This is a genomic window from Mesorhizobium sp. M1163, from assembly GCF_040318415.1.
GTDB lineage: Bacteria > Pseudomonadota > Alphaproteobacteria > Rhizobiales > Rhizobiaceae > Mesorhizobium.
This window is the reverse complement of the sequence record NZ_JAMYMF010000025.1, coordinates 47,917-63,539: the sequence shown is the minus strand read 5'-3', so window position 1 is coordinate 63,539 and position 15,623 is coordinate 47,917. Positions and strand designations below refer to the sequence as shown.

The 15,623-nt window shown below is 60.5% G+C and carries 12 protein-coding genes and 1 pseudogene; 5 read left to right on the top strand and 8 right to left on the bottom strand.

The window, feature by feature from the left end; all coding sequences use genetic code 11:
- The first annotated feature begins 168 nt into the window (after nucleotides 1-168).
- On the top strand, nucleotides 169-2,172 hold the full coding sequence (locus NKH43_RS22705; RefSeq protein WP_352859974.1) for a class I tRNA ligase family protein: 2,004 nt from the start codon (nucleotides 169-171) through the stop codon (nucleotides 2,170-2,172).
- 830 nt (nucleotides 2,173-3,002) lie between these two features.
- Here the strand turns inward: NKH43_RS22705 and NKH43_RS22700 are convergent.
- From NKH43_RS22700 to NKH43_RS22690, 3 genes are all read right to left on the bottom strand, one after another.
- The gene (locus NKH43_RS22700) at nucleotides 3,003-4,460 is read right to left on the bottom strand and encodes an NAD-dependent succinate-semialdehyde dehydrogenase (RefSeq protein ID WP_502906506.1); all 1,458 of its coding nucleotides are present in this window, start codon (nucleotides 4,458-4,460) and stop codon (nucleotides 3,003-3,005) included.
- A 509-nt stretch (nucleotides 4,461-4,969) separates the two neighbouring features.
- Nucleotides 4,970-6,472: a M16 family metallopeptidase gene (locus NKH43_RS22695; protein ID WP_084641661.1), complete on the bottom strand. Its 1,503-nt coding sequence runs from the start codon at nucleotides 6,470-6,472 to the stop codon at nucleotides 4,970-4,972.
- 881 nt (nucleotides 6,473-7,353) lie between these two features.
- Complete coding sequence (locus NKH43_RS22690; protein WP_352473851.1) at nucleotides 7,354-7,581, bottom strand: hypothetical protein; 228 nt, start codon at nucleotides 7,579-7,581, stop codon at nucleotides 7,354-7,356.
- A 373-nt stretch (nucleotides 7,582-7,954) separates the two neighbouring features.
- On the opposite strand from NKH43_RS22690, the gene NKH43_RS22685 reads away from it, so the two are divergent.
- Complete coding sequence (locus NKH43_RS22685; RefSeq protein WP_023679670.1) at nucleotides 7,955-8,167, top strand: cold-shock protein; 213 nt, start codon at nucleotides 7,955-7,957, stop codon at nucleotides 8,165-8,167.
- A 227-nt stretch (nucleotides 8,168-8,394) separates the two neighbouring features.
- Here NKH43_RS22685 and NKH43_RS22680 read toward each other — a convergent pair whose 3' ends face one another.
- Nucleotides 8,395-8,865, bottom strand: a complete 471-nt coding sequence (locus tag NKH43_RS22680) for a Ros/MucR family transcriptional regulator (protein ID WP_352615682.1) — start codon at nucleotides 8,863-8,865, stop codon at nucleotides 8,395-8,397.
- A gap of 670 nt (nucleotides 8,866-9,535) precedes the next feature.
- On the opposite strand from NKH43_RS22680, the gene NKH43_RS22675 reads away from it, so the two are divergent.
- Complete coding sequence (locus tag NKH43_RS22675) at nucleotides 9,536-10,591, top strand: cytochrome-c peroxidase (RefSeq protein ID WP_352860046.1); 1,056 nt, start codon at nucleotides 9,536-9,538, stop codon at nucleotides 10,589-10,591.
- 277 nt (nucleotides 10,592-10,868) lie between these two features.
- On the opposite strand, the gene NKH43_RS22670 is transcribed toward NKH43_RS22675, so the two are convergent.
- The 3 genes and pseudogenes from NKH43_RS22670 to NKH43_RS22660 form a co-directional block, all read right to left on the bottom strand.
- Nucleotides 10,869-11,390 carry a helix-turn-helix domain-containing protein gene (locus tag NKH43_RS22670; protein ID WP_352859972.1) on the bottom strand — a complete coding sequence of 174 codons (522 nt, stop codon included), beginning with the start codon at nucleotides 11,388-11,390 and terminating at the stop codon, nucleotides 10,869-10,871.
- 582 nt (nucleotides 11,391-11,972) lie between these two features.
- Nucleotides 11,973-12,095: pseudogene (locus tag NKH43_RS22665) on the bottom strand (phenylalanine--tRNA ligase beta subunit-related protein); the annotation flags it as partial.
- Complete coding sequence (locus NKH43_RS22660; RefSeq protein ID WP_352859970.1) at nucleotides 12,037-12,339, bottom strand: hypothetical protein; 303 nt, start codon at nucleotides 12,337-12,339, stop codon at nucleotides 12,037-12,039. The pseudogene NKH43_RS22665 and the gene NKH43_RS22660, both read right to left, overlap by 59 nt.
- A 68-nt stretch (nucleotides 12,340-12,407) precedes the next feature.
- On the opposite strand from NKH43_RS22660, the gene NKH43_RS22655 reads away from it, so the two are divergent.
- The gene (locus NKH43_RS22655; protein WP_352859968.1) at nucleotides 12,408-12,833 is read left to right on the top strand and encodes a hypothetical protein; all 426 of its coding nucleotides are present in this window, start codon (nucleotides 12,408-12,410) and stop codon (nucleotides 12,831-12,833) included.
- On the opposite strand, the gene pdxR is transcribed toward NKH43_RS22655, so the two are convergent.
- A complete protein-coding gene (gene pdxR, locus NKH43_RS22650) occupies nucleotides 12,793-14,289 on the bottom strand; it encodes a MocR-like pyridoxine biosynthesis transcription factor PdxR (protein ID WP_502906505.1) in 1,497 nt (498 codons plus the stop codon). The genes NKH43_RS22655 and pdxR overlap by 41 nt on opposite strands.
- An 83-nt stretch (nucleotides 14,290-14,372) precedes the next feature.
- On the opposite strand from pdxR, the gene NKH43_RS22645 reads away from it, so the two are divergent.
- Nucleotides 14,373-15,605 carry a trans-sulfuration enzyme family protein gene (locus NKH43_RS22645; RefSeq protein WP_352859966.1) on the top strand — a complete coding sequence of 411 codons (1,233 nt, stop codon included), beginning with the start codon at nucleotides 14,373-14,375 and terminating at the stop codon, nucleotides 15,603-15,605.
- Nucleotides 15,606-15,623: the final 18 nt, after the last annotated feature.

Genomic DNA, 15,623 nt, shown 5'->3' with positions numbered 1-15,623 from the left:
ACGCCTACAGCCCGACTGGCTCCGCCCCTCGTCGCCCGCCTGGCGGCCCAGAGCTGCATTATCCTGGCCGGGGTCGCCAATGGGTCGGGCCGTTTCTCTCCACGAATTGCACGGGAGGCTGTTGCGTTGGCACCGAAGATACCACTGCTTCAACAGCTTAGGTTCGTCATGCGCAAACACAAGTTTTCTCGAACCGGGCTGTCGCGCGCGTTCGGTATCGACATGGCCACGCTTGGAACGGGAAGCGCCGGCACGGGGTTTTCGTTCGGTAGGGTGGCACCGGGCGTTACATCCGAGCCCCATCGGCACGACGAAATCGAGGCCTTCGTGGTCCTGTCTGGCGCGGGCAAGGTCAGGACCGACCTTGGGGAAATCTCGGTCGAGGCGGGCGATGTCGTTCTGTTCCACCCTTTTGAAGCGCATGTGCTGCGCAACGACGGAAACGAAGACCTAGATTTCGTCGATGTCTACTGGCGAGACGGCGAGGCCGCCCTTGATGCCGCTGCAAAGACCACGGCTCCACGCGGGCCGATCTTCGTCTTCTCCACGCCGCCAACGCCAAATGGCGATCTGCATCTGGGGCATCTTTCTGGCCCCTATTTCGGCGCCGACGTCTATACTCGTTTCCTGCGCATGAAAGGAGTCGAAGCATATCACCTCACTGGAAGCGATGACAACCAGAGCTACGTCACGACACGCGCCGATGCCGATCAATCGACGCCTGCAACCGTGGCGCGCTACTACGCCGACGAGATTCGCGCCACGCTTGCACTTCTCGATTGTGACGTCCACAGCTTCCAACCCACAATGGGCGATGACGGTTACGGCGAGTTTCAAGCCGCGTGTTTCCGCAGTCTTCTGAGCAGCACGGCGGTAGATCTGCGCCAGAGCCCTGCGCTTTTCGATGCTGTGACAGGCCACTATCTTTACGAGCCGGATGTTAGCGGCCTTTGCCCCGATTGCGGCGGCTCCGCCGGTGGCAACATCTGCGAGGAATGCGGCGCCCCAAACCTTTGCCACGACTTGGGCGCAGCCCGGTCACGGCAGTCTGCCGAGGCGCCGTTGGTCGGCTCCGTCCGCCGCCCGGAACTTGCCTTGGACCGATGCTACGACAATATCGACCGGCATCTAAGGGCGTCGGGCGTCCCGCTACGGATCTTGGATCTCTTCGCGCGCCTACGCCGACGTGGCAACTTTTCAGTGCCCATTACCCACCCCTCGGACTGGGGCCTGCCGGCCGAAGGGTTCCCGGGGCAAGTGATCTGGGTCTGGCCGGAAATGGCCTTCGGTTTTCTTTACAACATTCAGGCGCTCGGCCGCTTGCTGGGTCGCGACTGGAAGGCGGAGATGCCCGGCAACAACTGGCAGATTGTCCATTTCTTCGGCTTCGACAATTCGTTCTACCACGCGCTACTCTACCCCGCTCTTTACGCCGAGGTCTTCTCCCACTGGACGCCACGCATCCACTATCACGTCAACGAGTTCTACCTGCTCGACGGCAAGAAGTTCTCAACCAGCTGCCGCCATGCGGTCTGGGGCAAGGAGGTTCTGAGCCCAAAGACAGTCGACGTCGTGCGCCTCCATTTGGGCCTGACACGCCCGGAAGGTGAGCGGACGGATTTCACGCTGGACGCGCTGCGCCGCACCGAGAACGAGGTGTTCCAAGGGATTTGGCTGAACTGGCTTGATGCGTTGAACCAGGAAATCAAGCAGGATTTTGCCGGCCGTGTACCTGATGCAGGCGACTGGAGCTCGGTCGACCGCGCCTTCTTTGCTCGGATAGAGATCTATCGCGCGGCGATGGAGCGCGCCTATTCGGACGAAGGCTTCTCGGTCCGGCGCGCGGCCGCTCAGGTCTGCGATTTCGTGCGCGATTGCGTGATCTACCGTCGGGCGCAAGACTATGCAGCGGCGCGACGTTTCTATCCCGCCCGCAATCGGACTTCGCTAGCCCTTCAGACGACGGCCGCTGCGATCCTGGCAGCGACACTCGCTCCGCTGATGCCCCGATTCGCCAGAACGCTGGCGCGAGGCATCGATGGCGTCTCAACCGAAACATGGCCCCGGTCCGTCCAGCGCCTTGCGCCCGGGACGCGCTTTGATCTCGGACCCGTGTTGGTGTTCTACGCCAAATCCGGCAATCCTCATCTCGATGAGGAGGAAGCACTGTGAGCCCAAAGGTGCATCAGTGAGCTATCCCAATCTCGACCAGATCTGCGCGGCAATCAAAGCCGATGATGCCAAATATCTTTACTCGCTGTCACTGGCGACCGAACCCGCTATCAGACGGTAGAGACCAGATTGGCGGACCTGAACCAACGCATCGTCGACACCCTGGCCCGCGCCTTCGAGGACCGCTCGGCCGATCGCTTCCCAGCCCTTGCTGTTTCGTGCCGCAAATGCCGTGTGGGCTCGACTTCGATGACCAACCTCTTCGGCATCGCGGGATTTCCGTCCTCCAGCCGGTCAAGACTGTCATGCGGTTCGAGGCGCTTGGTCAACCTGGCGCGCCCTGGATCGTGCGCCGATCACCGGAAATGTCGAATGCGCACGCCTGCCTGATGGTATCTTCGATTCTGGCCGAGCCTGTACCGGCGCGGCAGTCGGCCGAAGAACAAGTGAGCTACTGACAATCGGAAGGTAGCAGGTTCAAAATTCTGCCCCAGAAACCGGATATTGCGCACAACCAGCGTTCACGATCGCGATGGTGCACAAGCTTCCAACCAGACCCGCGCAACGACAGCCCGTCGCCTGAAGATACTCGGCGAGGGCCGCCAAATCCCTCGCAAGCGTATCCTCCGTCACATGCACGCCGTCGTCGCCGACAATGCAGACGCTTGTCTCGTCGAGAGATAAACCCAGCCAGGGTGCTCCTTCAGGATTGCGTGTTTGCTCGGGTACGGAGCCGCCCCTCAGTTCCCAATCGAGGAGCGATCCTACAATTCACAATTTGGAGATCGCTCGCTAGGTTACCCGGTCTGTGAACCCTGCAAGCCGAAAATTCAGATGCCGCCCATGCAGAGATATTTCATTTCGAGGTAGTCCTCGAGGCCATGGCGGGATCCCTCCCGCCCGATGCCGGACTGTTTTATCCCACCGAACGGCGCCGCTTCTGAAGACATCCGGCCGGTATTTACCCCGACCATTCCATATTCCAAGGCCTCGGCCACACGCCAGACACGCTTCAGGTTGGAGGCATAAAAGTAGGCCGCGAGGCCGTAAATCGTGTCGTTGGCCTCACGCACGACCTGATCCGCATCTTTGAAGCGAATAATCGGTGCCAGCGGCCCGAATGTCTCTTCTTGCGCGACGGTCATCTCGCTGGAGACACCGGTCAGGACTGTCGGTTGGAAAAACGTGCCATTCGTGCCGATACGTTTGCCCCCGCATTGAATTGCGCCGCCTTTGGCGACGGCATCGGCAATATGGGATTCGATCTTGGCCAAAGCGTGCTTGTCGATGAGCGGTCCGATGTCCACTCCGGGAGCGAAACCGTCACCAACTTGAAGTTGGCGAGCCCGTTGCACGAATTTCTCGACGAACTCGTCGTGAACGCCCGACTGGACGTAAAGGCGGTTCGCCGAAACGCAGGTCTGGCCGGCATTGCGGAACTTCGCCTGGATCGCACCGTCAACCGCGGCATCGATATCGGCATCATCGAAGACGATGAAAGGTGCATTGCCGCCGAGCTCAAGGCTGACTTTTTTGATCTGGTCCGAGCACTGGCGCATGAGAAGGCGCCCGATCTCAGTCGACCCGGTGAAGCTGATCTTGCGGACCTTGGGATTGGTACAAAGTTCGCGGCCGACCGCGTCACCTTCGGACGCATAGATCAGGTTGACGACGCCTTCGGGAAAGCCAGCCTGATGGGCGAGGGCGAACATTGCTCCCGCCACGAGCGGCGTCTGTTCAGCGGGCTTGAGGACGATCGTGCAGCCCGCCGCCAAGGCTGGCGAGATTTTGCGCGCCACCATCGAGGCCGGGAAATTCCATGGCGTTATCGTGCCAACAACTCCGATGGGCTGCTTGATTACCAGCATTCGGCGGTCCATCGATGGTGCGGAGATCGTCTCGCCATAGACGCGATTGGCCTCCTCGGCGTACCATTGCAGGTACGCCGCAGCATGGGATATCTCCGACTTGGCTTCTGCAAGCGGCTTGCCCATCTCGGCGGTGAGGATCTCGGCGAGATCGTCGGCGTGGTCGATGATCAACTGATGCCATCGCCATAGAACCTCGCTGCGCTCACGTGCGGTCAACCCTGCCCATCCAGGCTGAGCGACATAGGCCTTGTCGATCGCAGCGCATGTCTCCTCGACACCCATGTCGGGTAGTTCTGCCAGCACTTCGCCAGTCGACGGGTTGAGGACCTCGAATATCCGCTCGCTAGTCCGCGTGCCAAGTGCCGGCAGGCGATCAATGGGTCCAAACAGGTCAGGGCATCTCAGGTGACGGATCATCGGCAGGCACAGGGGCAATACCGGATTCCTCCTCAACGCAGCAGGTATACATAGCAGGTGCGGTGTGTACTCCGCGACGTCCGGGTTCCTTATAGGGCCTCGGCCAGACAGCTGGTAGACCACGGTACCCAACTGGAAAGGGAGAATACCTGAATACGCTAGGAGATGCCTCGCGGTTCTACTAGTCGAACGATTGAACAACGGACATCGGCTTCGCCAGCCGCGCGGAGTGGATGCTGGTGGCCTGCGCCTACAATCTGCGGACCACGAATCGGCGACTCTATCGACTCGAAGAGAGGCTGGCCTGAGGAGGAGCGCACCCCAATAATGACGCCTGAACCGGCAAATGCCTGGCAAGGCCCGCGAAAACCGCTCCTCGCGGCTTTAAACAGATCCCGTTTAGCCGGCGAGCGCCCGCAAGACGAGAAAGAGGATGGAGAGGAACAGGGTGGCGAAGGCGCGCCGAGGGAAGACCGGCCGGCGCATTTGCATGGGGATGGAGCTCATGATCAATTCCCCGCCTGTTGCTGCGGCAAAAGATAGCCTGTGGTCGAATGGTCGAGCGCCAGATAACGCGCGGCGACCGCCTTGACCTCGTCGGTAGTGACCTTGCGGACGCGGTCCGGCCTCTCGAGCACGTCCTTCACATTGCCACCGGTGGTGAGCGTCTTGCCATAAATGTTGGCGATATGGTCCAGCTCGTCGTGCGCAAAAATCACCGAGCGGATATAGCGGTCTTTGGCCTTGTCCAGCTCGTCGCTGGTGACGCCATCCTTGGCGATCCGGGCGACTTCGGCAACGGCCGCCGCTTCGAGATCGACGAGCTTTGCATCGCCGCGCGGCGAGCCGGAGATGGTGAAATTGGTGTCGTCTAGCATGGTGCCCTGAAAGGAGGCGCCGGCCGCCGAGGCTATGCCTTGCTTGACGACAAGCTCCTGATATAGCCGGCTGCGGTTACCGCCGCCGAGGATCTCGGCCAGCAGGTCGAGCGCCTCGGCCTCGCCGGGCTCTGCCGTATGATAGGACGGCACCACCCATTGAGTGGAAAAGCTCGGCACCGAAACGCGCGCATCGGTCAGCGTCACTGTGCGCCTGGTGTTCTGCTCCGGCTCGACCGGACGGTTGCGCGGGGGCAGGTCCGGCCCGCGCACAACCTTGCCATAGGTCTTCTCGGCCAGCGCCTTCACCGTCTCAGGCTCTACGTCGCCGGCCACCACCAGCACGGCGTTGTTCGGTCGGTAGTATTTGTTGTAGATGGTGAATGCGTCGGTGCCGTTCAGCTTCTCCATCTCCTGCATCCAGCCGATGACCGGAATGCGGTAGGGCTGGTTCTGCCGCAACGTCGCGTTGACCTCCTCGTCCAGCAGAGCATGCGGGTTCGTCTCTCTGTGCCAACGGCGCTCCTCCAGGATCACGTCGCGCTCGGTCTTGATATCATCGTCGTTGAGGATGAGGTTGAACATGCGATCGGCCTCGAACCCCATCATCTCACCCAACGCCGAGGGCGCCACCGTCTCGAGGAAGGTGGTGTAGTCATAGGCGGTGAAGGCGTTATTGTAGCCGCCGATGGCTGAGACGGCTCGGTCGAACTCGCCGGCGGCGTGGTTGGTCGTCGCCTTGAACATCAGATGCTTGAGGAAATGGGCAAGGCCGGATTTGCCGGGTGGCTCGTCGGCGCTGCCGATCTTGTACCAGACCATATGAGTGACGATCGGCGCGCGGTGATCGGGGATGACGACCACTTCCATGCCGTTGTCGAGCAGAAAATCCGTCACCTTGCCGCCGGCAGTGGCGGCCAGAGCCGGAGCGGTCGTCACCAGGGCCAGCGCGGTGGCAATGAACGCGTTGCGCAGCCAGGCGGACGATCGATGGCTCCGGTTGTGGTGGCTGGTCGAAAGGCAAGGTTCGAGGCAAAGTGATTTGTCCCTAATTTTGATGAAGGCGCTGCGTCCCCGTCTCCCCGCGTGGGAGGATCGGCGGGTAGCGCCGAGCCAGATGAATAAGCTCTTCATGGAGCCAGGCCTTACCCGAGCCTCATCTTTGGATGGACCCAGGAGACCTGCGGCGGTATTTCTTGGTGAGGTGATCATGGGACGGATTCTCCTTGGTCCGAGACGCCTTGCGGATGACCAAGCATGCACCGTGCCAGATCAGAAAACCGTTCAAGGCAGTGAACAAATCGGGCTCTGCCATGTTGCGCATCCGACATTGTCTGACATCGGACAGGGCCGAACGCGACGCGCGCGCGGCTGAGAATATCTTCTTCGTTCGGAAGACGATTGGGCGCGCTGCCGGGGAGGGGTATAGGATGCGCTTCGAATGGCCGCTGCACTGACGGTGAGAATGGAGATGTTGGTCGCCCCAGCGGAACCCTGTCCTCGACAGCCAGACCGGGTCGATGCTGAAGGGCAGAGGCGTGAGCAGCCCAGCCAACTCGAGCGCGGAGCCTGCTCGCGCGCTAGGACGGATCTGATCCAAAAATCGGCGAGTTGGGCGATATCCGCGAGGCGCTGGAAAACGAAGATCGTAGGACTCGGGCGTGAAAAAACGATGCGGTTGCGCGCTTCTGGTGTAATGCGCCTGCCGCGAGGCCGTTGAGCCTGATGAGTTGCTGCGGGAAAGGGGAGTGTTTGCGCGGGACCTTGGTCAAACGTGAGAAACAACCGTCGAGCTCGCCGTGGATGGGGGGTATGCAGGCACGTTTGTCGCAGGAGGACAGCAGCACCGAAGCTGTCCGCGCTTGCCGTCGTCGCTGGGTACCAAACAGGAGAATTTGGCGGTCGCGATCGAATTCATCTGCGTAAATACCGCCTGGCTGTGCTCGGTTTCCCGGCGAACAGATTTTGCCTTCTTTGCGGCTGCAAACGCATCCCTGGCGGCGTGGTCCCTAAGGTCAAGAGCATCGGGTGAGTAACAGCCTGATCCTGCTCAATCTGATGCGCGCCAACCGCCTCGCCGGATTGTGGAACCGCTCGCGGGTAGCTTCTACCACAAACAGCAAGGTCATGAAATCAAGTAGGAAGTCATCGATCGCTTGGGCGATTGTTTCTGACTTGCCCTTGAACTGGTCCAGCAAAACGCGCGCGTTATCGATCGCTTCCACGCTGGTGGCATCGATCAACCCCTCGACCCTCTTGAAACAATCCAATTCGAAACTCCTTCAAGCGCTTGCCAACCCGTTATGCACGAAGGTAGCTCCGTGAACTACCCGGCCTTTGACCTGGCGGCACAAGCAGCGGTCGGCCTTACGTCCCGTGCCTCCAAGCACCAGCCATAGACGTGGCGCTGAGGAGCGTTGGAAGGATCGGGCGCTTCCGGCCATGCTCGAGCGGTAGTGTAGGACAGTGCTTGCTGGCGACTACGGCCAAAATGGAGTGCGCCAGCTGATCGGGGCTTAACAATTTTTCGCTTTTTGCTGCGCCCAAGTCTCGGCTATGAGTCGGGCAGGCCTAATGGCCTGCCCAACGTTGCAATTGTTAAGGAGGAACACGTATATGCCTACTGGAACGGTAAAGTGGTTCAACAGCACCAAGGGGTTTGGATTTATCCAGCCCGACAATGGCGGTCCGGATGTTTTCGTCCACATTTCCGCTGTCGAGCGCGCGGGCCTCTCGACCCTCGCTGACGGCCAGAAGATCAACTATGAGATCGAGCAGGATCGCCGCACCGGCAAATCCTCCGCTGGCAGCCTCAGCAAAGCTGGTTGAAATTTTCTCCTGCGTCCTGGCAAGAGTGGGCGCGTAGGTCCGGAGGTCCTCACGGCCGCTCGATAGGAGCGAGCAAAAACTGAGGGCAGCAGATTGCTGCAGGCGTCGCGAATTCCTCATGAAACAAAGTTGTTTGAAAGGAAGGCGGGGTTGGCCCCGCCTTTTTATATGACGCGCAGATTAAGCCGATGTCTGCAACGCTCCAGAACGAATCTCGATTGCCGAAATCAAGCCGCGACCTTCTTGCGGGTTCGCTTCGTCGGCGCCGGCTCCGGCGCTTCCGGCGCTTTCGGTTTGCGGCCGAGCCCCATCGTCTTGGCCAATGACGAGCGCGCCGCGGCGTAGTTCGGCGCGACCATGGGATAATCCGCCGGCAGGCCCCATTTGGCCCGATATCCATCCGGCGTCAGCCCATAGTGGGTCGACAGATGGCGCTTTAGCGATTTGAATTTCTTCCCGTCCTCAAGGGAGATGAGGTAGTCCGGTGTCACCGACTTCCTGATCGGGACTGCAGGCGTAAGGGCAACCGGCTCTTCTGTAGAGACACCTCGGGCCGTCCCTTTCAGAGCCGCGTGCACTTGGCCGATGAGGGCAGGGAGATCCCCCACCGGGATCGGATTGTTGGAGACATAGGCTGAGACGACATCGGCCGTGAGCTCGATGAGGGTGTCGATGTTTTTTTCGGCTTCTTCTGTCATGAAACTCTCCAGGCGGCGTGAAACACAGTCGGCGAAGCGTCGCTTCATAGTGGCGGTCGCCGCTGAAAGCAACAAAGGTCTCGACACGATTATTGCGATGTTCGTCCAGCGAGATCTACGGCGCGGTATCCCGCCGTCGTGATCGTTGATCCGTCCGTTGTTGGTGACCTGCCGCGGTGCTTGCGCATTTTCAGGCGCGTCTCGGCCGTAAGCTTTGCGCCGAAATGACCAGTAATCTCGAAACGAAGCGGGCTATTTCTAAACGGCCCTCTACAGTCGAAATAAGATCGTCCCGCAAAAGTGCTACAAGACACTATCGCGGATCGATTTGGGCCAAGGTCGATCTGGCGAAGGCTGGCGGAAGTCGAGCAGGACCTGCTGCGGAACAGATAACCGGCCCAAACCGAATCCGACACGGTGGCCCCGATTTCTTCATAGTTGAAGGCGCAGAGAGAACCGGAGCACGGCTCCGGCGCCGCCGCTTGCCGAGCAGCGATCCTCCGCCTCCCAAAATCCAATCGAGAAGAGCGTTCAATTCCGGGACGGTCCAAGCTCTGCCGCAAAAACAGGTGTCAGACCACCCGGTCCTCTCCCGCAACTGATCTAGCGCAGGGCGTTCATGAGCCGCATATCCCAGAGTGGCTGCGTGCACGACGCAGCGAGATCATTTATGAAAATCCTATTCAGTGCGATGGCTGTCCCCTTGCTGACGGCCACCGCCTTTGCTGCGGATTCGATCCCCGCAGACCTCAGAGAAACGGCAATGGCCACTTTCAAGGCTTTGCCACCCACCACGCCGGCAGTCGCCAACAACCCGATCACCCCGGAAAAGATCGCTCTCGGCAAGGCACTGTTCTTCGATCCACGCGTCTCTGCGTCAGGCGTCTTGTCGTGCAACTCGTGCCACAACCTGGCCACCGGCGGCGACGACAATCACGAAACCTCGATCGGCCATGGTTGGCAGAAGGGACAGCGCAACGCGCCGACTGTACTGAACGCTGTCTTCAACATCGCCCAGTTCTGGGATGGTCGTGCCGAAGACCTGAAGGCTCAGGCGAAGGGACCGGTCCAAGCCGGGATCGAAATGGCCAATACACCGGGCCAAGTCATCACCACGCTCAAGTCCATGCCGCAATATGTCGAGTGGTTCGATGCAGCTTTTCCGGCTGAAGCCGATCGGGTCACCTTCGACAACCTCGCCAAGGCAATCGAAGCCTTCGAGGCGACACTGGTCACGCCGGCCCCCTTCGACAGTTTCCTGAATGGCGATGACGCCGCCATGACTTCCGAACAGAAACAGGGCCTGGCGCTTTTCATGGACAAAGGCTGCTCGTCCTGCCATGGCGGTATGAACGTTGGTGGGCAAGCCTATTACCCATTCGGCCTCGTGGAACAGCCCAGCGCCGAGGTCCTGCCGGAAAAAGACAAGGGCCGATTTGCGGTCACCAATACTGCCGACGATTCCTATGTTTTCCGCGTGGCGCCGCTGCGCAACGTTGCACTCACCGCGCCATACTTTCATTCGGGCAAGGTTTGGGATCTGAAACAGGCCGTTGCCATCATGGGAACCACCCAGCTTGGCGTGGTACTGGCGGACGAAGAAGTCGACCTGCTTGTTGCCTTCCTCAACTCGCTGACCGGAAAGGCACCCGAGCTCGCCTATCCCATTTTACCCGCCGAAACGGCGACAACGCCCCGGCCTGTAACGCAGATCTTAGGAAAATAAACGGCCAGCTGACTGCGGAACATCGCAATCGACAATGATTGCGACTTTTACTGGACGAGACGAGTCGCGACGTCCATGAGAACGCAAATGGCTCGTTTCCAAAGTGCAGACACTGCTTCCGTCACCAGCTCGTTGCGATGGAATCATGTTTGGGATCTGGCGTGCGACATGCCAAGGAAGGCGTCTGACGCATGAGGCTCGCGCGCTGGCGATACCGCGCGGCGGCCGGCCATCGCGCTGGCGGCCGAATTGCCGCGCGCCGAAGTGATCGGCCCCCTTAGGGCGAAGGGGCAGCCACTCCGTCCTCCATGTCCAGCGATTCTTCGACTGCTTCCGGATTCCGGGCGATGGTCCAAAGGAGAGTATTCGCCGCTGCATCCGGTTTCGAGCGACCTTGCTCCCAGTTTCGAAGCGTTGCCAGATCGAGGCCATACCTCACGGAGAATGCCTCCTGAGAGAGCTTCGTGCGATCCCGGACTTCGCGAACACTTATCGGCCGCGGCGCATGAACCTTCGCGATCACGCCTGCGGACGACAGTTCATTCTTCAGTGCCATTAGGTCGTCGACGCAAGGAACCGTCACGAACGCCTTGCCGTGATCGACCATCTCCGTGAGTATCGCGTGGGCCGTCCTGAGCGGCAGCTGTCTCTTAACGAGAATCCGGGCGGCCTCAGGAGTATTCGCGCCGTGAAGAAAACCGAGGCTCAGTCGGATGGGAGAGCCTGACGACACCGGGACGACGTCCCGGGTTCGAACCCGTTGTCCGTACCGCTCCATGAATTTCGATGTAGTCGACATTAAGCTTCTCCGCGATCACTCGACCGAGCTTGCGTAATTTGGACATCCAACACTGGAGGGCATCGCGATAAAAGTACGCCCAACAACGCTAAGGGAGAACAAACGGTGATCTGATTTCATTCGACGCTCGTTTTCGAGAGCCGTTCTGGGTCGTTCGCAATCAACTGTGTAGGCCAGCGGAGCGAGCAAGGAGCGCCAGATCCGGACAGGGCTGAGTGGGGTGTTTCTCCGTGGGGCGATGCCCTAAGGGACACGAGATGTAGTGGATTCGTCGATCCGCGCGGTTTCGATTCGCGCACCCGGGCACAACGCTTGGATAAGTCCCATCAAATGCTCTCCGGTGCCCGTCATCTGTATAGCTGACATTGGGCCGAGGGCTTCCAGCACGAGCCACATGGCGCGGGTATCGACCGTGACCCATGGTGCGCCGCCCCTGCCGCCAGTTCCAGCGGCGGCACGTAACACCGGCATCATCACACCAGATGACTTCGCCCGGTTCGGGATGCTCGGTTACCATTTCACCTTGCTCGATCGTGCCGAATGGCTCCGCTCCCTTCGCAATTAGAAGTCTCGGGACCCCTGTTAAAGATCGAGATCCTCCCCGCCAATCGGAACGCCGTACAGCACGCTGACGGCATTGTAGGCATCAACCAGTGGGGATATCCGCGGGAGAGAGCCATCTTTCCGCACCCGCTTGAGAAGCGCGGCGGCCGAGCACGGCGTTCGATTGGCCTTTGTGCCGAAAGCCTCGTAGGCAACGGCCCACGCGCAAGATGCGCGTCCCTTTGGGCGTCATCGCGAAGCGCCGCCTGTTCCGCCGCCGCAATCGTGTCGTTAACGCCTGTGCATCCGGCACGTCGATTTCAGCGTTCCGCACCACAATGCTGATCAGATGAAAATCCGGGTAGCGGGCCTTGTTCTCGGGGTCAATCAATGGCGTGAAAGACATGGGATGCTCTTTTCTCATGGGGAGGCTTTGCGCTGCGGGTGGTTCGGGAAATGTTTCAAGAAAGGTGCTTGTCGAGCGTCCAGATCTTCTGGCGTCGCCATGGTGCATGCCGCACCATGCGCTGGATAATTCCATCATTCGGCGGTGGACAAGGCCTGACAGAGATCGTCGATTATGTCTTGCGGGTGCTCGAGCCCACCTCGGCCGGCAACAAGCTACGCCTCCTCCAGATCCTCCATTTCATAGGAGGCAGCGGGCGCGATATGGATGTGAAGCAGCTTTTCTTGCCGGGTCATGCATCGCTTTCGGAAATTCGTCTCACGAAAATCTCCCGCCAAACTGGCCTGATCAACAGCATGGTATGGCGTTTTCCCAGTCCAGTTGGCTTTGCAACGAAAACGCGGTTCAGCCCAAGGGTCGGTTTCCTCGCCAGCACGCCACGTCCCCGCCGTTTTAGCCACCGTGTCCCGGCAACGCGTCTTGCACCTGCCTGACAACCGCTCGCAGGACCTCAACGCCCTTCTCGATCTGCCGAATGCTCAAGGCGGCATAGCCCATGACAAGCCCCACGCGATCGATGTGGCCTTCGTCCGACTGCCGCTCGTAAAGGGGCGAGATCAGGTGTAGCCCCAGGCCCGCGCCTCGGGCGGCTTCGACCAGGGTCGTTTCCCGCGATCGCGGCAGTTCGTCGAACCAAACGACGACGTGCAGACCGGCCTCTGCTCCCTGGACAGCGATGCGATCTCCGAAGCTGCGCCGCAAGGCGCCCAACAACGTCTCCCGACGCTCGCCGTTCAGCCTGCGCACACGCCGCACATGGCTTTCGTAGCCGCCACTCTCGATCAAACAGGCCAGAGCCTCCTGTTCAGCCACCGGCGAATGCCGGTCCGCGAATTGTTTGGCGGTTGCGAAGACCTCCTGCAATTCCGTCGGGACGACGAGATAGCCGATACGCAGCATCGGCGAGAGCGTTTTGGAGATCGTGCCGAGGTAGATGACAGCCCCGTGGTCCTCAAGACTGTGCAGCGGAGGGACCGGATTGATATCGTAGCGATATTCGCTGTCGTAGTCGTCCTCGATCACATAGGCGTTGTTGTGCCGCGCCCATTCCAGAAGCTGATGGCGGCGCGCGATCGGCATGACGCCGCCCAGCGGAAACTGATGCGATGGCGTGACATAGGCCAGTCGCGCCCCGATCCCCGCCAGCAACTCCGTCTTCATCCCGTCCTCGTCGACGGTGACCGGGATGGGCGAGGCACCCGTACTGGCAAAGACCTGACGCGCCATCCTATAGCACGGGTCCTCGATGACAAAGCGGTCGGCGGGATCGAGAAGCAGGCGCGCGCACAGGTCGAGGCCCTGCTGCGAACCGTTGACGATGATGATCTGCTCGAGGTCGCAGCTCAGGGTTCGGGCGCGCCAGAGATAGCCCTGGAGCGCCTGCCGCAGCCGGCGCGAGCCGCGCGGATCCTCATAGGCAAGACGCAACGGGCGCTGCCCCATCGCCTCGTTCATCGCACGTTTCCAGACCAATGCGGGGAAGTCTGACGGCGCCAGGTCGCCATAGCGGAAATCGACCTTCAGCCCAGTCGGCAGATAATCCGGCCAGGGCGGCGTAACGCGCAGTCGGCCCCCATAGGCGGACAGAAGAACCGGGCGGACCCGTTTCGCAGGCGTGCGGCTTGTCCCAGGACCGATCAACGAAGATGCAACGCGGGGTCGTGCGCCTTGACGGACGTCGATGAAACCTTCCGCAGCCAATTGCTCATAGGCGACCGTCACCGTCGTTCGCGAAACCCCAAGGTCATTTGCGAGGCCTCGGGAGGACGGCAGCTGACTGCCGGTTTCGTAGACACTTCCGAGGATCTGCTCGCGAAGAGCCTCGTAGATCTGGCGTGCACCCATCGCGTGCGTGCGACCTGCAGAACCGGCACTTGAAGACTGGACCATTTCATTCATCGCCAACTGGATATTTCACATTGGCCAGTTTGCCGTCAATCTTTCGGAAACCCAAGAAAGATCTTAGAGGCCGAATGACCCGTTCCTATCAATCCGAAACCGATGCTCTCACGCGGTCGCTCAACGACACCGGTCCCGGATTCGCCACTCGGGCGATCCATCATGGCTACGATCCGGCCGGCTTTTCCAATGCCGTTCAGCCGCCAGTCTTCTTGACCTCGACCTATGGATTCGAAAGCGTGGCAGCGAACGAGGCAGCCGCCGCCCTTGGCGGAAGGCTCTATGCGCGCGAATACAATCCCACGACGGAGATCCTCGAGCAACGGCTCGCCAATCTGGAAGGAGCCGAGGCAGGTTTGGTCGTTGCCTCGGGGATGGCGGCTTTCGGCACACTGATCTTGTCGCTCCTGTCCCAAGGCGATGAACTAATCGTCCACAAGACGCTTTATGCGAACACGCTTGCCATGGTCGAACAGGCGGTCCCCCGCTTCGGCATCAAGGTCGTCGCGGTCGACCTGTCCGATCCTCACAATCTCGATGCCGCGATCACCGAGCGGACCCGGCTTGTTTTCTTCGAGACGCCGGTGAATCCGCTGAGCCGCATCCTCGACATCGCTGCCATTGCCGAGCGCGCCCACGCGCGCGGTGTAAAGGTTGCAGTCGACAGCACCTTCGCCTCCCCAGCGCTCCAGCGGCCGCTCGAACATGGGGCAGACCTCGTGCTCCACTCGCTGACCAAATACATCAATGGGCACGGCGATGCCCTTGGCGGGGCGATTCTCGGCGACGCGCAAACGCTCCGCACGCTGCACGAAACGGGCCTGCGCTACATCACCGGCGCAGCGCTCTCGCCCATGTCAGCCTTCCTGATCCTGCGCGGTCTGAAGACGCTCACGCTCCGCATGGAGCGGCACAGCGCCACGGCCGTTGCGGTGGCTCGGGCGCTCGAAGCGCACCCGGCGGTGGCATGGGTAAGTTATCCCTTCCTCGACTCGCACCCTGATCAGGTGACGGCGCGAAAGCAGATGTCCAAGGGGTCGGGCATGTTGGCCTTTGGCCTGCGCGCTGGATACGAAGGCGCGCGCCGGATGATGGACCGGCTCAAACTGATCACTCGCGCTGTCAGCCTCGGCGATGCCGACAGTCTCATCTATCATCCGGCAAGCCTGACCCGTGCTCGTCAGCCGATCCGCAAGGATGCGCATCTGGCCGATGGAGTCGGCGAGGACCTCATGCGCCTCTCGGTGGGTCTTGAAGACGCCGATGACCTAATCGCCGACCTGCGGCGGGCTCTGGACGCCTTGTGATGACCTGTCGTCCGGCCA